Raw genomic sequence first — 20,928 nt, forward strand, 5'->3', positions numbered from 1 at the left:
TCCTCAAGTTTTCTAGCATTTTTAAAAAAAATATCGTAAAATAAACATATTCTATGGAAGTGAGAACAACTATGTCAAAAGATAAAGTCTATATTCTAGTGAATGAACAATCAGGTGGTGGAAAAGGACTTCACCTATCAAACGAGGTCACAGCATATTTATCTCGTGTTCATATCCCTTATATTCTGTTTAAAACAGCCTATAAAGAACATGCTTATTCCTTAACAAGACGCATCGCCAAAGAATATTGTCAACAAGAAAATATTTTATTTTTAGTCATTGGTGGCGACGGCACATTACACGAAGTCATCGAAACACTTGTCAGCATGAACTTACATATACCCGTTGGTTTTATACCTGCCGGTACGGGAAATGATTTTTCGAGATATTTCCCTAGCACCAAGTCCCCTATTTCCCACTTGAAAAAATTATTATACGCCAAAGAAACGATACAAGTCCCTATCTTACAAACAGAAAACGGTATTGCTATCAATAGCTTTGGTGTCGGATTTGATGCGCAAGTGGTTGCTATGACTGAACAATCTTTGCTTAAAGAAAAATTAAATAAAATCGGACTTGGTTTTGCAGTTTATTTTATCAATGTTTTAAGAGCATTATTTCGCTTTAAAACATTTACATGCACCATTGAAACGTCATCAGGCATTACCAAAACATTCGATCACGCTTTCCTTGTTTGTGTGATGAATAATCCTTATTTTGGTGGTGGTATATATATGGAGCCTAGTTTATCTTTAATGGACAATCAATTCAGCATTGTTGTCTTACACGATGTCGGTTTTAAAGATATTCTCCGCTTTATACCAAAACTATTTCAACAAAAACATTTAAATGATAAAGTTCTTTTCAATCATCATGATATTTCTGCAACATTGCATCTACCTAAACATGCTACGATGCAAATAGACGGTGAAGTGAGTGCTACTAAAACAAAAGAAATAAAAGTATCTTTAGCGTCATATCCATTTTGGAAAATTTAAAAATTCTTTAAAACTCTATACCACAAAATTAGAATATGTTATGGTAAACAAGAGATTTTAAAAAGGATGAATAATTATGAAAGATATTGTCATTGTTGGTGCATTACGGACACCTATCGGTAAATTTTTAGGAGGATTACGTCAATATTCTGCTGTTGAACTAGGTACAATAGTATCCACTACATTACTTGAAAAAACAAAAATAAATAAAGATTCTGTTGATTACGCTATTTTTGGCAATGTTCTACAAGCGAATAATGGACAAAATCCTGCTCGTCAAATTGCTTTAAAAAGTGGATTAAACCAACAAACTCCTGCCGTGACGGTTAATGAAGTTTGTGGCTCAGGCTTAAAAGCGATTATGTTAGCTTATCAATCTTTAGCTTTAGGTGATGCAAACATGATATTAGCCGGTGGTACAGAGAGCATGTCAAATGCTCCACACTACGCAATAAATGAACGAACAGGTGCTAAATATGGACATCAATCATTATTCGACAGTATTTTAGTCGACGGATTGACAGATGCTTTTAGTCAGCAACACATGGGTCTTACCGCTGAAAATATTGCTAAAAAATACCACATTACACGTGAAGAACAGGATAATTTTGCATTCTACTCACATCAAAAAGCCATTCAACATATTCAACACGAGTCATTATGTGCTATTGATGAACTAACTCAAGACGAAAGTATTCGTTTAAATATCTCATTAGATTCTCTGGGGAAACTCCCTCCCGCCTTTGATAAAAACGGATCGGTAACAGCAGGAAATGCTTCTCCATTAAATGATGGTGCAGCAGCATTACTCTTAACAACACGTGATTATGCACAACAACACAACTTACCTATACTAGCAAGTATACTCGGTTATTCTGAAATTGGAAATGACCCAGACTATATGGGAATGGCTCCCGTTAATGCTGTTCATACACTATGTCAAAAAACTAGCCTCACTCTCGAGAATTTTGATTGTATTGAACTGAATGAAGCATTTGCCGCTCAAAGTCTTGCCGTGATACATGAACTTGGATTAAATCAAGAAAAAGTTAATATGTCTGGTGGAGCTATTGCTTTAGGACACCCAATCGGTGCTTCCGGAGCGAGAATTGTTGTTTCTCTTTTACATCAACTAAAAGAAACAAAAGGAACATACGGATTAGCAACACTTTGTGTTGGTGGTGGTATTGGTATTGCACTCGCTATTAAAAACGAACAATAAAATAGAATTATATCAATAAAAAGCTTGAAATCAACATCTTAAATATGTTGATTTTAAGCTTTTTTTACTCTTCGTTAAATCATATTGATGGATTACTCCTGATAACAGAATTTAACGAAGAACCTTTTTTCATAATCAATAAGACCAGTAGAGAAATCTACTGGTCTTATATCTTCTATTATAATGTGTTGCTATCTACACGAACACCAGGTCCTAATGTAGATGTTAATGATACATTTTTAATGTATTGTCCTTTAGCAGTTGATGGTTTGATACGAACAACTGTTTCATGGATTGCTTTTAAGTTTTCTAATAATTTTTCGTTATCGAATGATACTTTACCAACTGTTACGTGCAAGTTACCTGCTTTATCAGCACGGTATGTTACTTTACCAGCTTTGATTTCTTCAACAGCTTTTGTAACATCCATTGTTACTGTACCAGTTTTAGGGTTTGGCATTAAGCCTTTAGGTCCTAATACACGACCTAAACGACCAACTTGACCCATCATATCAGGTGTTGCAACGATAACATCGAAGTCGAACCATCCACCTGCAACTTTTTCGATTAAGTCAACTTCACCAACAAAATCTGCTCCAGCTGCTTCTGCTTCTTTCGCTTTTTCGCCTTTAGCAAATACTAATACACGAGCTGTTTTACCAGTACCATGTGGTAATACGATAGCACCACGTAATTGTTGGTCTGCTTTTCTTGTATCAATACCTAAACGGTAAGCAACTTCAACTGTTGCGTCAAATTTTGCATAGTCTGTTTCTTTTACTAATGCAACTGCTTCTTCTGCTGAATATGATTTTGTTGCATCAATTTTCGCAGCAGCTGCTTGGAATTTTTTACTTTTCTTTGCCATTTTTCTTCCTCCTATTGTGGTTTTAACGGTTTGACCTCCCACAGATTAAAGACCTTGTTTTAATCTAGTATGAGAAGCTGTCTGTGTCGGTTTTGACTGATTAGTCAGCTACGGTGAAGCCCATTGAACGTGCTGTACCTTCAACCATACGCATAGCAGCTTCTACGCTTGCTGCGTTTAAATCTGGTGCTTTTAATTCAGCGATTTCTTTAACTTGTTGACGAGTAACTGTCGCTACTTTTTTCTTGTTAGGTTCTCCAGAACCTTTTTCTACTTTAGCTGCTTTTTTCAATAATACTGCAGCTGGTGGTGTTTTTGTTACGAAATCGAATGAACGATCTTCATAAACACTAATAACAACAGGAATAATTAAACCTGCTTGGTCAGCTGTACGTGCATTGAATTCTTTACAGAATCCCATGATGTTTACTTGTGCTTGACCTAATGTTGACCCTACTGGTGGAGCTGGTGTTGCTTTTCCTGCAGGGATTTGCAATTTAACAATTTTGACAACTTTTTTAGCCACGAAACATTCCTCCTTGATTAAGTCCGTGATGTGGTTTAATGGGGTTTAAAAGATTTCCCCTCCCACGCCTACGTTCTGTACAAACGTACTGATATATATTATCAAATACTGATAACTTTTTCAAGTATTTTCTTTAGTTAATCAATTATTTTCATAAAAGCATACTAAAATAAAAAAATCAGATAAAAGACTATATTTTTACGTCTTCATCAGATAAGACAATATATTTTAATGCTACAATACCATTTTAAGTGCAGAAAAAGGTAGTGAATGGTAGATACCATTCGCTACCCATATACTCACTTTTTTATCCATTAAATAACTGGTGGTGTGCATGTTGTCCCTAAAATATCATTAAAATCAAATATAAATTGATTGTTTTCAGTGACTAGCACAGGAACTCCAACAAATCCCCATTTTTTTCGTTCATTGAATTCAGCACGTTCATCACGCAACTGTAAAAAACGTTTTAGGTTTTTCATACTTTCTGTAATATCTACCGCTTCGTATGAAATATTTCTTTCTTTTAATGCTTCTACAAATGGTGGAGTATCTGGACAAAGTGAACTGTAGTATAAAACGTGTGCCATGTATAATATCCTTTCTCATTAAAATACTAACGCCCATACGATATACGCATGTAATGCAAAGCGTATCGTATGATGTAGCCAGTTGATACGTCCTTTTCGTAATGCAATCTCAAATGGTGCTAACTGCAATAATGTCACAGATAGTATCACGACAAATGTGTGATTGACTAACTGTTGATTGATATGTAGCACTACACAATAAGCTAATAAAACAGCTCCTGAAAATAAACTTGTTAAAGCTGATTTCGGAATTCTTCTCCAACTTGTTGCAATCGCAAATAATATAAATAAAGCATACGCTCCTGCAATAATATCAACAACCATAATACCCTCCTATTTTTTTACAAAATGATACATCATAATCCCAGCAGCCACGGCAACATTTAATGATTCTGCTTGTCCTAAAATAGGAATATACACATTTTGTGTTGTCATGTTTAAAATGTCTTTTTGAATACCATTTCCTTCATTTCCGACAATAATTGCACAATGTTCTTGATATGGAACCTCTTGCAAACGTATAGCTTTATGATTTAATTCTGTACCAAAAACAGATATGTTTTCTTTTTTGAATAAAGCAATAGACTCACATAAATCCATGTGATAAATCGGAATATGGAACTGACTCCCTTGCATCGAACGTACTGTTTTTCCGTTGTAAATATCGACACAATTTTTCCCAATCACAACACCTTGAAAGCCCGCTGCATCTGCTGTCCGAATAATCGTTCCAACATTCCCAGGATCTTGTAAACTGTCTAATAAGATATACTTCCCTTTTGGTTTTTCTAATACTTTTTTAGACATCTTAACGACACAAAAAATAGATTGTGACGTTGTTGTTTCTGAAATTTCTTTCAAGATACTCTCAGATAAAATATATATTGGAACATCAATCTGTATGGTTAATCGTTCATATACCTCTTTCGACATCATACAATATAAGGCTTGTTGACTATTTAACGCATCCAACACTAAATGATACCCCTCAAGGACATATAGTTGTTCTTTTTTTCGACCTTTTGCCGTGAGTAATTTTTTCCACAATTTTGCTTGTGCATTTTGTAAGGATGTCACTTCTTGTATCATCTTATTCTCCATATAGCTTTATTTTGTACGTTTTTCTATATAGTTACCTAAACTTGTTTTAATAAATTTTGTACGATAATCTAATTGGTCAATTTTTAATAAAGACGTAAATGACGGTACTTCTAGTTTACCTTGGAATTTTGCTTGAATCAAAACAGCAATACCTGCTACTTTTGCTTCAAACTCTTCAACTAAACTATACATACCATTCACTGTTCCGCCTCCTTTTAAGAAGTCGTCTACAATTAAGACACGTTCACCTGCTTTTAAGCTACGTTTAGATAATTCCATTCTTTCCACACGTGTCGATGTTGGTGATGCATAATTCACACTCACAGTAGCCCCTTCTGTTACTTTTGAGTCACGTCTTACAATAACAAACGGTACACCTAATTCGTGTGCAACAGCTTGAGCAAGAGGAACACCCTTTGTTGCAACGGTCATAACAACATCAATACGTTTTGTCATGTATAATGTCGCAATAAGTTTTCCAATACGTGATAATAAATTAGGGTCACTTAGTAAATCTGAAATATAGACATAATTTCCCGGAAGTACACGCTCAGGATCTTCTAATTTAGATTGTAAAAAAGATAATGTTTGTTTGGCGTCATAAATGGACATCAGCGGAATATACCGTGCTCCACCCGCAGCTCCGGGAATCGTTTCAACAGTCCCTGTTCCTCTTTTTTCAAGGGTTTCTTTAATAATGAATAAATCTTCACTAATCGATGATTTTGCAGCGTCATATTTACTGGCAAAAAAAGATAGTGGAATCAATTTTATCGGATTAGATATTAAATATTGTGTCATATCAATTAGTCGTTCTGTTCGTCTTACTCTCATATTTTACACCTCTACCTTTCATATAAAGTCATCATTTAGTATAACGTTTTAGCATATATTTTTCAAACCATTCACCTTAATTGTTTGGATTTTTTAATGCTTCTACGACGGATAATAAATTCGTGCCAAAACTGGATTTTATTAAAATTGTATCTTTCTCTTGTAATGTATTTTTCAATAATTGAATGAATGTATCGTGATTGTCTTTTTCATAAAATACAGGTATTTGTTTAGTGCTTAGCACCTCTTTTAATGCTCGCATATGTTCACCAAATAAATATAAACAATCTAAATGATGTTCATCAATAACACTTGCGATACTAGCATGTAAGATATCACTTTCTTGCCCTAATTCACGCATATCTCCCAACACAGCAATTTTTCTTCCAGATACGTTTAAGGTTTGGAAATCTTTCAATATTGCTTTCATAGATGTTGGGCTAGCATTATATGCGTCATTTAATAATGTTGTATGATAAATCCCATCCACCCATTCTGTTCGATTAGCGGTTAGTGTAAATGTTGCTAATGCTTGAATTTGCGTTTCCATAGGAACTTGGAAAAAGTTTCCTACCAATATAGCAGCTGCAGCATTTTTTGCATTATATTTACCAATAATCTTCAATTGGATAGATTGGTCACTATTTTTTAGTGTAAAGTGCGTTCCATACTGATTAGTTGAAATATTTTCAATACACAAGAAAGCATCTTTTTGTTCACCAAATGTTTGTGTAAAAGGATACTTATTTTGTAATAATGGTTCATCAGCAGGTACAATAAGGATACCTTTATCGCGTAAACCAGCTGTCATTTCTAATTTGGCTTTAGCAATTCCTTCTCGAGAACCTAAAAATTCTAAATGACTATCGCCAATCAATGTAATCACAGCTATCATCGGTTTTGCTAATGTAGATAATTGCTCGATTTGTCCAAATCCATCCATACCCATTTCCAAAACAAGTATATCCGTTTGTTCAGGAGCATCTAAAATTGTTTTTGGTACACCTATTTCATTATTATAGTTTCCTTGTGTTTTATACACAGAATAAGACGTTTCTAAAATAGCAGCAACCATATCTTTTGTTGTTGTTTTTCCATTACTTCCTGTAATGGCCACCACTTTCATCTGAGTTGTTTCTAAATAGTAACTTGCTAAATCATGAAATGCTTGTAATGTATCATCCACAAAAATACACGCAATCCCCTCTGGTGCTTCATCTTGTGATCTGTCCCAAAATGTCACAGTCGCACCTTGTTCAATTGCTTTTTCAACATAATCATGCCCGTCACTATTTCCTCTTAAAGGGACAAATAAACTCCCTGTTTTGCAAAGTGATGTATTAAATTGTACATTTGTAACAGGTGCAAAACGATTACTTGATGTATAATCAATGGCTCTTACAGCTTTCACGATTTCAACAATCGTCATTTCTCTCATATTCTTCACTCATTTCATTTAACATTAAACTAAGTATATCAGTGGATACTTTCCTTTTCAATTCATTATTATAAAAATTCCACATCGTTAGATGTGGAATTTTATTTATTCTACCATTTGATATACTCTTTTTTCTTCATATCTTTTAACAGCTAAATCTAATAGCATATTCACTAAATCAGCATAAGGGATACCCGTAGCTTCCCATAATAAAGGATACATACTAAATTGTGTAAATCCTGGCAAAGTATTTACTTCATTGATATAAATTTTATTATCTTCCGTTAAGAAAAAGTCACATCTTGTTAAACCACTGCCATCAATCGCTTCAAAAGCTTGAATAGCATATTGTCGTAATGTTTCGCTAATATCTTCTGGAATTTGTGCTGGAATTTGTAAAGTTGCTTGATTGTTTTTATATTTTTCTTCAAAATCATAAAAATCAACCACTTTTACTACTTCACCAACAACAGATGCTTTTATATCATCATATCCTAAGACAGCAACTTCCAATTCTCTAGCAATCACACCTTTTTCAACGACAACACGTCTATCAAAGGATAAAGCTAATTCAATCGCTTTGATTAACTCATCTTTATTCGTTGCTTTTGAAATCCCTACACTTGAACCTAAATTAGCTGGCTTTACAAACATTGGATACGTTAATTCTTTTTCGCAAAGTGTCACGACTGTTTCAGCACTAGATAACCATTGCTTTTTCAAAATAGTCACATAAGGTAATTGTGGTAAACCAGCTTGTGCAAATAATTTTTTTGAAATAATTTTATCCATACCACATGCACTTGCTAAAACACCTGTCCCAACATAAGCAGTATCAAGAATTTCAAATAAACCTTGAACAGTACCATCCTCTCCATTTGGCCCATGCAACACAGGAAAGACAACGGCATTTTCTTCTTTTACAACCGTTGGTAAAACAGATTGTCCTACTTTTTCCCATGTTAAAACAGCTTCATTTTCAACAGGTTGTGTTAATGTCTGCCCTAAAATCCAATCTCCATTTTTTTGAATATAAATTGGTTTTACTGTATAAGTATCATAAGAAATAGCTTTTAAGATATTAAATGCTGTCAGAATAGAAATATCGTGTTCTTGACTTTTCCCACCATAAATTAAAAATAATGTTTTCATATAGTTCTCCTATTAGAATGTTCTACTTTCTAAATTAAAAGCATCTTTAGCTTCTTGTGGTGCATCTTTAACACTCGTTTTATTCTTCAAACGTCCACGCACAACATAGCGTTGTAGCCCTTCTAAATCAGCACATGTAATCAACGTCACAATATCTTCATCTGGTGTATCATCCACTAATTCCACACGCTCTGGTGCAACTGTTTCATGCCAGTATACTTCATATTCATAAACATTTTCTAAATCAGTTAAGTAAACTTTTGCCCCATTTTGAATATTTAATAATGGTGTAAACAACATTTTACCATCTCCGGCTGTTGTATAGTGACTAGCCAATGGATAATTCCCTTTTCCCATTTCTTGATCGGCACGAAGTGTTCCAGCACCAACTAACATATTCAAATCACTCACGCCTTTAGCAATCGTCAACTTAATACCTACGGACGGTACAGCGATTTCACCAATAGACGGTACTTTAGCATTGGCTAAACTTGCTTGTAATACTGTTTCAAAACTAATTGGATGAATATCTGCATAATCAAAATTCGCTTCTACTTTTTTGTTTTCAGCAATTTCACTAACCGTGACAGGTTTTTGTTGTGTAATCTGATGTGTTAACATCATGTTACGAATTTGATTTGAGAAAATCAACACTATACCTATGATTGCTAATAATATAGCTAGTGCTGTTACCCATTTATTTGAACGTGCTCCTTTTTGACGTTTTTCTTGTCGTTCTCTTTGTAATCTTTGTTCTCGTCTGCCCATTTTATCTCCTTATTGTGCTTGTTTTTCTTTTAGTGTTTCAATAAAATGATATACACCTTGACCTGCTTGGGCACCATCTCCAACAGCTGTTGCTACTTGACGTAATGTTTTTTGTCGAACATCTCCAATAGCAAACACACCCGGAATGACTGTTTCCATTTGATCATTTGTTAAAATCCAACCTTCATCATCTGTAATGCCTAAATTTTTAAATGCTTCTGTATTTGGCAGCAATCCAACATAAATAAATACGCCTGCAGCAGATACTGTTGAAACTTCATTCGTTTTAACATTTTTTAAACGAACACCACTAACAGCATTATCTTCTCCTAAAATTTCTTCAACAACACTATCCCAAATAAATGTTATTTTATCATTTTTAAAAGCTCTATCTTGTAAAATCTTTTGTGCACGTAATGCATCACGACGATGTACAATACTTACTTTTGATGCAAACTGCGTCAAATATGTACCTTCTTCAACAGCAGAATCTCCTCCACCAACAACAATCAATTCTTTATCTTTGAAAAATGCACCGTCACAAACAGCACAATAGCTAACACCTCGGCCGCTATATTGACTTTCTCCATCAACACCTAATAAACGATGATGTGATCCTGTCGCAATAATAATAGCATAAGCACGGTATGTTTTTTTACCTGCATGAACGACTTTTATATCCTCTTCGAGTGTAATGTCTGTCACATCTCCATAAGCATATTCTGCACCAAAGTGCATCGCACTTTCATACATTTTATTTGCTAAATCTGGGCCTAAAATAGACACATATCCAGGGTAATTTTCAATTTCTGATGTATTCAGCATTTCTCCTCCTGGAACACCGCGTTCTAACATCAGCACTGATAAATTGGCACGTGAAGCATATAATGCCGCCGTCATCCCTCCAGGACCCGCACCAATAATAATGACATCAAATATTTTATCCATATATACTCCTTAATTTTCTTGTTCTAAAATTTTACCTAATTGAATGATATATTCTTTCAATCCTTCTTTGACTTCCGGGTGAGATAAACCATATTGAATATTCGTCGTAATTAAGCCTAATTTATTCCCTGTATCATAACGAATCCCACGGAATACTTTTGCAAAAACACGATGTGTACGATTTAAACGGTCAATCGCATCCGTTAGTTGAATTTCTCCTCCAACACCTGGTTCCAATGTTTCTAAAATTTCAAAAATTTCTGGCGTTAATAAATAACGTCCAATAATCGCTAAATTACTTGGAGCTTCTTCAGGTTTTGGTTTTTCTACAAAGCGTTTCACATTGTATAAACCTTCTTCTAATTCAGAATCGACATCAATAATGCCATAACTACCTGTTTGGTGCGGTTCAACTTCCATGACAGCAATTTGTGCTGTATGTGTTTTTTCATAGCTATCAATCAACTGTTTTGTTAATGGTACCTCATCATGCATAATATCGTCACCTAATAATACAACAAAAGGTTCATCACCAACAAATGCTTTAGCTTGTAAAACAGCATCTCCTAATCCTTTTGGATACGGTTGACGTACAAAATAAATATTAGCGCCTGATGTTGATTCCACTAGTTTCAACAAATCATATTTACCTTTTTCACGCAATGTTGCTTCTAATTCAATATTTGCATCAAAATGATCTTCAATAGGTCGTTTACCTTTACCAGTAATAATTAAAATATCTTCTATACCAGATGCAACAGCTTCTTCCACAATCAGTTGAATAGTTGGTTTATCAACAATTGGCATCATTTCCTTTGCCATTGCTTTTGTAGCCGGTAATAAACGTGTCCCTGATCCAGCGGCTGGAATAATCGCTTTTTTCACTTTTTTCATCATGATATCTCCTTTATTTCTTCACTTTTTCCATCTCGTGCCATCAATTCAACAATCGCTTGCTTCACATTTTTATTATGGTATAGCACTTCATAAATTGCCTTTGTAATCGGCATATCTATTTGTTCTTGATGTGCAATTTCATAAGTTGCTTTCGTTGTCCAAACACCTTCAACTGCCATATCAATTTCTTCCATTGCTTCTTGTAAAGAAAGACCTTTTCCTAATCGGTAACCTAATTGCCAATTTCTCGAATGCACGCTCGTACATGTCACAATTAAATCACCAACACCACTTAATCCGATAAATGTTAATGGTTCTGCACCAAAATACATACCAAATCTCGTAATTTCAGCAAGTCCTCTCGTCACAAGTGCTGCTTTGGCATTGTCACCATATCCTAGTCCAGCTACAATACCAGCACCTAATGCAATAATATTTTTTAAAGCTGCTCCATATTCAACACCGACAACATCTTCATTTGTGTAAATTCTAAAATACTTATTCATAAACAATGATTGTACATATTTTGCCGATTGATTATTTTGACACGCAGCCGTAATCGTCGTTAAATCTTTTCTAGCCACTTCTTCTGCATGACTTGGCCCAGACAACACCACAATATCCTTATACACATCTTTATCTAATGTTTCTGATAAAATTTGCGAAATACGTTTATGGCTACCTTGCTCCAAACCTTTACTTGCATGTACAATGTAAGGTTTAGACGTTATAGCCATATTCACTTGTTGTGCTACTTGTCGAATAGCATTTGTAGGCACAACAAATAAAATACAATCCACCTGTTCAAGTGCTTCATTCAAATTTATAGTAGCTCTTAATTGTTCAGGCAATAAAATATCTTTTAAATATCTTTCATTTTTATGGTATTCATTGATACAATCAATATCATCTTGATTGTTTCCCCACAAACATACATCATGCCCATTTTCGACTAAACAAGTCGCCAATGCCGTTCCCCAAGAACCAGCACCTAATACAGCAATCTTTTGTTTCATCTACACACTTCCTAACTGGTTTTCATACTGATACATTTCATAGAGCGATACATCTTTACGATGACGATATACATACATACAGATGGATAAAACCACTAATACAAGTGATAATGCTTGAGATACTCTTAATGGCCCTAACCATAAACTATCTGAACGCATACCCTCTACAAAGAAACGCTCTATACCATACCAAATAACATAAAACAGTGTCGTATCTCCAATTTTTAATCCTTTTAGTTTTCGGCGAAGCACCATTAACAACACAAAGCCAATCACACTTAAAACAGATTCATATAAAAAAGTTGGTTGATAATACTGTCCATTCACATTCATTTGCTCAATAATAAAGTTAGGCAAATGTAGTTGCTCTAAATAAGCACGTGTAACTGGGGCACCATAAGCTTCTTGATTGACAAAGTTACCCCACCTTCCTATCGCTTGTGCCAATAACACACCCGGTGTAATAATATCTAGCAAAATAAAAGTTGGTATATTAAATTTCTTAGCATACCAATATAAAAAGGCAATACCAGCAAGCAATCCTCCATAAATGGCTAGGCCACCTTCCCATATATAAAAGATACGTAATAAATCATGTTGATAATCTTCAAATTTAAAGACGACATAATAAATACGTGCCCCTAAAATTCCAACTGGAAATAAATAGTACACTAAATCTGTAAAAAAATCTTTTGGAAGTCCTTTTCGTTGTCCTTCTCTATTTGATAGAATAGTTGCTAAAAAAGCACCGGATACCATAATGACGGCATACCAACGAATAGACAGGCCAAAAAAAGATACAATTTCTGGATTTATAGCTAATGATGTCATTATAATCTCCTTAATTTTTTGTATTTTCTTGAATAAGTTTATTTAAATTATTTTGAAAAACTTCTGTTGCATCAAATCCCATTCCTTTAGCACGATAATTCATCGTTGCTACTTCAACAATATTCGCTAAATTACGTCCCATTTTAACTGGAATAGAAATTTGTGGCACATCTACGTCTAAAATACGAACTCTTTGTTGCCCATTCCCTAATCGATCAAATGTTTTATGTTCATTCCACACTTCAAGTCTAACAATTAAATCTAATTTTTTCGTATCACGAACAGAACCGACACCAAATAATGTCATCACATCAATAATACCAATACCGCGTACTTCTAATAAATTTTTCAAAATACTCGGAGACTCTCCAATAAGCGTTAACTCATCCACTTGATAAAAATCAACTCTATCATCTGCAACTAAACGGTGCCCTTGTTGTAACAACTCAAGAGCTGTCTCGCTTTTTCCAACACCGCTATCTCCTGTAAGCAATACACCAACACCAAATATATCAATAAACACACCGTGCATAGAAACACGCTCTGCTAATTTACTTTCTAAATAATTGGTTAAATTACTAATGACGCTCGTTGTCTTACTTGATGTTTGTAAAATCGGAATACACGCCTTTTCAGCAGCTTCTACTAAACACATCGGTGCTTCTAAATTACGTGCAATAATAAATGCAGGTGTTTCATGCGCACATAATTTTCTCATAACATCAAGTGCTTCTTGTTTATCTAATTTTTGAATAAACGATATTTCAGTCATTCCTAGGACTTGGATACGTCGCTCATCATAATATTCAAAGTATCCCGTTAATTCAACACCCGGCCTAGATAATTCACTAGTAAAAATATGTCTTTCTAAAAATGCCTCCCCATGCTGTACCTTCAATCTTAATGTATTCACTAGCTCTTGAACAGTTACGGTCATTTTTTTACCTCTATCTTAAAAATTTATACTCTTTTTTATCATACCACTTTTTGAGATATCGGGAAAGGCATATACTTTTAAAAACATACTCTTTCATCAATCCTGTATAAAATAAAAACAAACTATTTTAACTTTATAACATAAAGCATCATAAAAAGGATTGATACATTATCATATCAATCCTTTTTATATATGTATATATGTTAAATTCTATTATCCTTTACTTTAAAAACAAAGCATCCTAATCCTAATAATAAACTACCAATGAGTACACCTACATAAGATTTTTCTTCATTTGTTTTCGGTAACTTTCTCTCTTCAGAAACTTTATTTTTTAATAAAGAACTACTCATGGACACTGTATTTGACTTAGTAATTTCTGATTTGATAGCAAATGGTTTTTTCGTTTTACCTTCATTATAAACCACTGCATAATGACTAAAATGTTTAACAGTAAATAAGATTTCTTTATCTGTAACAGTAAAAGGTATTGGTTCTTTTTTATCCCCATTTAAGAAATAGACTTGTTCTACTTTACGGTCATCTTTTTTCATGACACTAACATGTGCTTCTTGTTCAAACGATACTTTTTCTTTTGTTTTATTTGATACAAAATACATATCGTATATATCTACTTGCTTATCAAATTGTTTTTCTAATTCTTCTGTCGCATCTTTCACTACAAAAGAGAGGTCATCTGTTTTTTCCGTTTTAGCTGTTGTAACCGTTACTTTTTTATCTATTAACATAAACACTTTTTTTTCAATAAGTTGTCCAAGTGCCTCTTCTAATTGCTTTGTCACATCATCTATATCTTCTTGAGTAGCTGTTGATAATGATAGTACATTTTTTGCTTGTTTTAAAACTTGTTCTAGTTTCTCCATTCCACTTATGTACGAATCTTTTTCCAATGCCTCTACTTTATTTTTCAATGCTTCTAAATCAGACTTATCTATAATATTATCTGTTAAAAAAGTAACTTTTGCTAATTGAATATCAGTATGTTTAACCGATTGAACAGATCCATTTCTCAAAGTATACATTGCACCTTTGTAATTCGGGAAAATAACTTTTACATATTTTGTTCCACTCGGCAAATCATACGCATCAAATGTTGTTCGTGCATAGGCTGGATAAGCATCTACAAAATTATCAACAACACGTAATGATTGATACGGCGTCCAATCTTTTCCATTTAATGATGTTTCAATTTTAAAATCTAATGAATCTTTTTGAACAACAGTTGATCGAATAGATGCACCTTCATTTGCCCATGCTCTAGAATTATATTGAGAAACATCACTTAATGTTTGATAATAAGTCGTTAAATGCACATCTTTAACACCATTTACTTTATAAATAAGCGATTGATTTTCTGATCCTTCTTTTACATACAATCGACTATTTTCATATCGTGGTTGTCCACCATAGAAGAAATTATTTTTATTTTCATATTGTTGTTCACCATGTGACACAAAGGTTAGACCGTCCGTTTTAACGATTGGACGAATATGGTATGGTGTTGATTCATTTGGTGTATCAAGATTATCAAATCGTGTTATCGGTGCATCTTCTGTTTGATACACTCTTATCCAGTCAATCAAATAATTACTGTCTTGTTTTGTTAAACGTTTGCTATAATCGACATCACCAACCCAACCGTCACCAACTTGTGTTTCTAAAATCGGAAACATTGGACGATGATGCATACTATCTAACTCTTGTCCTTGAGTAGATGTAAACACTTTTTTACCATCTATGTACCATGAAATATGTGTTGGTGACCATTCTACTTCATATACATGAAATGCTTGACTCCACGCTTCATAATTTTTTGTCGGTACTCCATGTGAACCTTTGTTTTTAGCTAAAATACCATAATGATTGGTTGTCCAAGCATCCCATGAATCTTGACCTAAATACTCTAAAATATCAATTTCATCATGTCCTGTTTCATCTTCCAAATAGCTGGCCAAATCCCTTTTGAATCATTCACTTTTGCTCTAACAGCTACACGCCCAAATTGAAACGAAAATTTATCTTTAGATTCAAGACGACCCGACGACCATGTTACTTTACTTGGAATATTATCTTTTGTATATCTATCAATACCAACTGCATCAATAAGCGCTTGTGTACTATTATAATTACGACTGTTAATCGCTAAATAACTATTATCTCCGTCTTTCACAATACTAACTGCTTTACGATTATAAATAGCAGCATGATTTACCATACCATCAATAATTTGCCACTTACTTTCATCAATAGTATCTTCGTTAAATTCATCTGACCAAACTAGTTTATTATAAGGTGTTTCTGGCATCATATAGTCTGGTCTTGTTTCATCAAAATCCTTTCCTGATGCTAAAATTTCAACTTCATTATATTTAACAGGTGACTGTGCATCTTTTTCAACAGTAAATCGCACAATTTTCCCAGATAACGCTTTATCTAAAATAACTTTCTCTATATCTTTCCCTTGGGTAAATTGCTGTTTGGAAAAAATAGTTGTTCCAAGTGATGTTGGAGAAGAGCTTACCTCTATTTTAACATGTTTATATGTTCCCTCTTCTAATTTAAAATGAACTTCTTTGATTTGATATACATTCTTATATTCAAATTGAAGTTGATTTTCTCCAGGTGTCTGATGAATAGCATACCCTGTATTCAGTTTACCATCACTTATCTTTTCAATATCTACGGGTGTTAACCCTTTCACAAAAGGAAGTTTTCCAAGAGCTATATTACGCAATTCTAACTCTTTTGGCACAACCACTTCAGATTCAGGTACATTCGCAATAGCTTCAATTTCTGAAAACAATATGCCATTACTGTATCCTTTCCATGAGCTATTCGTATTTTGAATATAATGCCCTTTCCCCCAAATACGAATGTATCTCGCTTGAATAGGATTTTCTAAATCTACAATTTGTGGTTTTTCTTTTGTTTCAGGCGTTTCAATGACATCTGTTGTGTTAAATACCGTCGTTGATTGTTTAAAATCTGCAGTTTGAGATACTTCTATTTTCACATCTTTAAACGTAGATACAGCATTTGGATAACTATTCCGATATAATTTTAATCGTTTTAACTCTCTTATTTTTTCTAAATCGTATTGCAAATATACATGTTGCCATTGATTATATCCATTATCATCTCCACCAACTTCATTCCCTACAATCACTTTTGTAGACATCGCATCATCTGATTGACTAATTTGCCCGTCAGTAGCTCCTTCTGGATTTAAAATCTGAACTTGCGGTGTTGTAGAATCACCAGAACCAATTTTCGTAGTTGCATTGGACGTTGGTATTTTTCCCAATAAAACATTTGACTCTACTAATTTTTCGCTAGACTGTGCATATACATTGGATTGTTTGGATACACAAGATAAACCCACCAGTGCTACTACACCTATTTTCAACACCCATTTTTTCATCGTTATCCCTCTCTTTCTAATAAATATCGTTATGATAACAAAATATTTTGTTCTGTATTCTTATCAAAATAATGTGCCTTATTCATATCGAATGCCAAGGTAATCTCTTGATCCATTTGAATATGTTGTCTACTATGTACAATTGCTTTTATCTTTTGACAACCGATTTGCGTATGCACAATATATTCAGCACCAAGTAATTCAGCTACCATAACGTTTGACGTTATCATTGCTTTTTCATAAGTTTGCATCACAAATGGATCATTAGATAAACTTTCTGGACGAATCCCTAATACTATTGGTTTATTTTCATAACCCTTTTCTTTTAATTGTTGATATTGTGCCAAAGGTAACTCTAAAGAAATTGTTTCATCTACTTTAAAACAACCTTTTTCAAGTGTTCCTTCAATAAAATTCATCGTAGGAGCACCAATAAATCCTGCAACAAATAAATTGATTGGAAAATCATAAATCTCTTTTGGTGTCCCAATTTGTTGTATCACACCTGCTTTCATAACGACTAAACGATGTGCCATTGTCATCGCTTCTGTTTGGTCATGCGTAACATAAATGGTTGTAGCTTGTAAATCATTATGAATACGGATAATCTCCGTTCTCATATCTCCACGTAATTTCGCATCTAAATTAGAAAGAGGTTCATCCATTAAAAAGACTTTTGGAGAACGAACAATCGCGCGTCCCAGTGCCACACGTTGTCTTTGTCCACCAGATAAAGCCTTAGGTTTTCTATCTAATAAATTTTCTAAACCTAAAATTTGTGCTGTTTCTTTTAATTTTCTATCTATTTCGTCTTTACTTATTTTTTTCAGTTTTAAAGCAAACGCCATATTATCATAGACAGTCATATGTGGATATAAAGCATATGACTGAAATACCATTGCAATATCTCTATCTTTAGGTTCAACATCATTCACACATAAATCATCAATATAAAATTCCCCCTCAGAAATATCTTCTAATCCTGCAATCATTCTTAATAAAGTTGATTTACCACACCCTGAAGGACCAACTAATGCAATAAATTCTTTATCTTGAACTTCTAAATTAAAATTATCGACGGCGTGATACCCATTCTCATATCGTTTATGGATATGTTTTAATGATAATGTTGCCATAATATACTCCTTTATTCTTCTATTTCTTTTAAAACATATAAAACAGATGAAAAATCTGTGTCATGCTCTTGATTATCTATTGGTAAACCTACACACATTAGTTCATTACCGTAAAAAACACCTTTTTGACATTGATACATTTTCTCCGGAGATACTCCTTTTAAAACAAATCGTCTAAACCCTCTATTTGCTCTCGTTAATTGCTGGTAATATCCAACAATTACTGTTTTTTTATCTTCTGATATAACTTGCCAAGCTGTATCTATATCTGTATATGGCGATAACAGACGATAAAATGTTCCCTTTTGAAAAACATCACGATATGTTTTATAAAATTGTATATGCTCTCGCACACTATTTTTCTCTTCTACGGTTAATTTAGATAAATCTAATTCGTATCCAAAATTACCAAAAAAAGCAACATTTGCTCTTGTGTGTAACGGTGTTACACGATTAACTTGCTGATTAGGTACTTCCGACACATGACATCCCATACTGACAAGCGGATAAACCATAGACGTCCCATATTGAATAAACAATCTTTCAATAGCATCCGTATTATCACTTGTCCAAGTTTGAGGAGCATAATAAAGCATACCAGCATCAAATCTAGCACCTCCACTTGCACAAGATTCAAATAAAACATGCGGAAATTCTGTTGTAAGTGCCTCATATAAACGATAGACGTTTAATATATATCGGTGGAAAAGTTCACCTTGATGACGTGCATCATAATATAGACTATATGTTTCAGTCATATATCGATTCATATCCCATTTAATATAGTCGATTTGGTTCGTAGATAATAAAGTATGTAGTTGCTTATAAATATTTTGATAGACATCTTCTCTAGATAAGTCAAGTGTGTGTTGATGTCTTGATGGAGATTGTCGTCTATTCGGATGATGTACTATCCAATCCGGATGCTCTCGATAAAGTAAACTATCTTTATTAACCATTTCCGGTTCAATCCATAAACCAAACATCATATCTAATGAATGAACATGAGAAATAATACTCTCTAAGCCATTTGGTAATTTTTCTTTATTAACAGTCCAATCCCCTAATCCTGATGCATCATGATTACGATGTCCAAACCAACCATCATCTAGTACAAACAACTCCATACCTACTTGTTTTGCTTCATCTACTAAAGCTAGAATACTCGATTCATCAAAATCAAAGGACATCGCTTCCCAATTGTTTAATAATACTGGACGAGGTTTTTCTTTCCAAGTACCTCTTATCAAATGTTCTCGATAAAAAGCATGGTAAATTTGACTCATTTTATTTAATCCACAATCTGAATAAACTAGTACAACCTCTGGTGTATCAAAACGTTCATTAGGTTTTAACTCCCAACAAAAATAATCTGAATGAATCCCCATTAACAAACGACTGATACCATGTGTTTTGACATCTATTCCTGCATAAAAGTTGCCACTATATACAAGAGAGCATCCTATGGCTTCTCCTATATCTTCTGTTGTATACGGTCTTTTTAATGCAATAAACGGATTATGTTCTGAACTACTCGCTCCTTTTAAGCTATAAATAGACTGATTCCCCGATTGAAGTTTAGAAGTGATGAGATGTCTTTCCCTTCCCCATGCACCGTCTAAGTGCATCCATTCATATACAGAATCTGGCAAATCTAAACAGATACTCATCGCCTTTTCAATCGATACACTTTCTTGTCCAAGCTGTTCAAATGAGGCATGTCTAGTAATAACAGGATATTTTTCAAAAATAGTATAATATAAATACAATATCGTACTTGAGATATTATCTTCTAAAATAATTTCTAATGTTTGCGCTTCTAAATCATCATTTGTATATGTGTGTGGCAACCCCTTTATATGCGGTTTCCCTTGTAAAACACGATGCTCTCTATACTTAAAATCCGATAATGTACTACCATCTGATTGACGTAATGAAAAAGCTGGTAATCCAAAATCCGTTGTACCATAACAAGCATATTCTTGTTTTGTATAGTGTAAAGAAAATGTGTCGTCATCATCAAAAACACATGCTCCTAAAGGTCTTGATACTCCCTGAAATAAATGTTGATATGATTTTTTTTCACTTACTCTTTTTCCATAATACAAATGTCCAATATGCCCATTTGGTAAAAGATGCATTATATAGCTTATTTCGTCATTATATAAATGAAATTCTTTGTTTTCTAGCTGAACAGAAATTGACATTTTTTTCTTCCTTATCT

At 33.7% G+C, this 20,928-nt stretch carries 20 protein-coding genes; 2 read left to right on the forward strand and 18 right to left on the reverse strand.

Going from position 1 to position 20,928, the window contains the following annotated elements; genetic code table 11:
* The first annotated feature begins 53 nt into the window (after nucleotides 1-53).
* Complete coding sequence (locus tag H1220_06840; GenBank protein ID QMI85430.1) at nucleotides 54-998, forward strand: YegS/Rv2252/BmrU family lipid kinase; 945 nt, start codon at nucleotides 54-56, stop codon at nucleotides 996-998.
* A 76-nt stretch (nucleotides 999-1,074) separates the two neighbouring features.
* Nucleotides 1,075-2,220 (forward strand): acetyl-CoA C-acetyltransferase, encoded by a 1,146-nt coding sequence (locus tag H1220_06845; protein ID QMI85431.1) that lies wholly within the window; start codon nucleotides 1,075-1,077, stop codon nucleotides 2,218-2,220.
* Between the two features lie 178 nt (nucleotides 2,221-2,398).
* On the opposite strand, the gene rplA is transcribed toward H1220_06845, so the two are convergent.
* The 18 genes from rplA to H1220_06935 form a co-directional block, all read right to left on the reverse strand.
* A complete protein-coding gene (rplA, locus tag H1220_06850; protein QMI85432.1) occupies nucleotides 2,399-3,088 on the reverse strand; it encodes a 50S ribosomal protein L1 in 690 nt (229 codons plus the stop codon).
* A 100-nt stretch (nucleotides 3,089-3,188) separates the two neighbouring features.
* On the reverse strand, nucleotides 3,189-3,614 hold the full coding sequence (gene rplK / locus H1220_06855) for a 50S ribosomal protein L11 (GenBank protein QMI85433.1): 426 nt from the start codon (nucleotides 3,612-3,614) through the stop codon (nucleotides 3,189-3,191).
* A 314-nt stretch (nucleotides 3,615-3,928) separates the two neighbouring features.
* A complete protein-coding gene (locus tag H1220_06860; protein QMI85434.1) occupies nucleotides 3,929-4,204 on the reverse strand; it encodes a glutaredoxin in 276 nt (91 codons plus the stop codon).
* 18 nt (nucleotides 4,205-4,222) lie between these two features.
* Complete coding sequence (locus H1220_06865) at nucleotides 4,223-4,528, reverse strand: hypothetical protein (GenBank protein QMI85435.1); 306 nt, start codon at nucleotides 4,526-4,528, stop codon at nucleotides 4,223-4,225.
* 9 nt (nucleotides 4,529-4,537) lie between these two features.
* Nucleotides 4,538-5,290, reverse strand: a complete 753-nt coding sequence (locus H1220_06870; GenBank protein QMI86685.1) for an RNA methyltransferase — start codon at nucleotides 5,288-5,290, stop codon at nucleotides 4,538-4,540.
* 21 nt (nucleotides 5,291-5,311) lie between these two features.
* Nucleotides 5,312-6,139, reverse strand: a complete 828-nt coding sequence (gene purR, locus H1220_06875; GenBank protein QMI85436.1) for a pur operon repressor — start codon at nucleotides 6,137-6,139, stop codon at nucleotides 5,312-5,314.
* A gap of 76 nt (nucleotides 6,140-6,215) precedes the next feature.
* Complete coding sequence (locus H1220_06880) at nucleotides 6,216-7,577, reverse strand: UDP-N-acetylmuramoyl-tripeptide--D-alanyl-D-alanine ligase (protein QMI85437.1); 1,362 nt, start codon at nucleotides 7,575-7,577, stop codon at nucleotides 6,216-6,218.
* Nucleotides 7,578-7,682: 105 nt separating this feature from the next.
* On the reverse strand, nucleotides 7,683-8,729 hold the full coding sequence (locus tag H1220_06885; protein ID QMI85438.1) for a D-alanine--D-alanine ligase: 1,047 nt from the start codon (nucleotides 8,727-8,729) through the stop codon (nucleotides 7,683-7,685).
* A 12-nt stretch (nucleotides 8,730-8,741) separates the two neighbouring features.
* Nucleotides 8,742-9,497, reverse strand: coding sequence for a class A sortase (locus H1220_06890; GenBank protein ID QMI85439.1), 756 nt, complete (start codon nucleotides 9,495-9,497; stop codon nucleotides 8,742-8,744).
* Between the two features lie 9 nt (nucleotides 9,498-9,506).
* Nucleotides 9,507-10,445 (reverse strand): thioredoxin-disulfide reductase, encoded by a 939-nt coding sequence (gene trxB / locus H1220_06895; protein ID QMI85440.1) that lies wholly within the window; start codon nucleotides 10,443-10,445, stop codon nucleotides 9,507-9,509.
* A 9-nt stretch (nucleotides 10,446-10,454) separates the two neighbouring features.
* Nucleotides 10,455-11,339 (reverse strand): UTP--glucose-1-phosphate uridylyltransferase GalU, encoded by an 885-nt coding sequence (galU, locus tag H1220_06900; protein QMI85441.1) that lies wholly within the window; start codon nucleotides 11,337-11,339, stop codon nucleotides 10,455-10,457.
* On the reverse strand, nucleotides 11,339-12,358 hold the full coding sequence (locus H1220_06905; protein QMI85442.1) for an NAD(P)H-dependent glycerol-3-phosphate dehydrogenase: 1,020 nt from the start codon (nucleotides 12,356-12,358) through the stop codon (nucleotides 11,339-11,341). The genes galU and H1220_06905 overlap by 1 nt, the downstream gene beginning before the upstream one ends.
* Complete coding sequence (locus tag H1220_06910) at nucleotides 12,359-13,189, reverse strand: prolipoprotein diacylglyceryl transferase (GenBank protein QMI85443.1); 831 nt, start codon at nucleotides 13,187-13,189, stop codon at nucleotides 12,359-12,361.
* 10 nt (nucleotides 13,190-13,199) lie between these two features.
* Nucleotides 13,200-14,126 (reverse strand): HPr kinase/phosphorylase, encoded by a 927-nt coding sequence (locus H1220_06915; protein QMI85444.1) that lies wholly within the window; start codon nucleotides 14,124-14,126, stop codon nucleotides 13,200-13,202.
* Nucleotides 14,127-14,329: 203 nt separating this feature from the next.
* Nucleotides 14,330-16,090 (reverse strand): family 16 glycosylhydrolase, encoded by a 1,761-nt coding sequence (locus tag H1220_06920; GenBank protein ID QMI85445.1) that lies wholly within the window; start codon nucleotides 16,088-16,090, stop codon nucleotides 14,330-14,332.
* Nucleotides 16,051-17,568, reverse strand: coding sequence for a discoidin domain-containing protein (locus H1220_06925; GenBank protein QMI85446.1), 1,518 nt, complete (start codon nucleotides 17,566-17,568; stop codon nucleotides 16,051-16,053). Before H1220_06925 ends, H1220_06920 begins: the two co-directional genes overlap by 40 nt.
* A 29-nt stretch (nucleotides 17,569-17,597) precedes the next feature.
* Nucleotides 17,598-18,704, reverse strand: a complete 1,107-nt coding sequence (gene ugpC / locus H1220_06930) for a sn-glycerol-3-phosphate ABC transporter ATP-binding protein UgpC (protein QMI85447.1) — start codon at nucleotides 18,702-18,704, stop codon at nucleotides 17,598-17,600.
* Between the two features lie 11 nt (nucleotides 18,705-18,715).
* Complete coding sequence (locus H1220_06935) at nucleotides 18,716-20,911, reverse strand: alpha-galactosidase (protein QMI85448.1); 2,196 nt, start codon at nucleotides 20,909-20,911, stop codon at nucleotides 18,716-18,718.
* Between the last annotated feature and the right edge of the window lie 17 nt (nucleotides 20,912-20,928).

It is taken from the genome of Carnobacteriaceae bacterium zg-84 (assembly GCA_013874835.1).
In the GTDB taxonomy this organism is placed as follows: Bacteria; Bacillota; Bacilli; order Lactobacillales; family Aerococcaceae; genus WM01.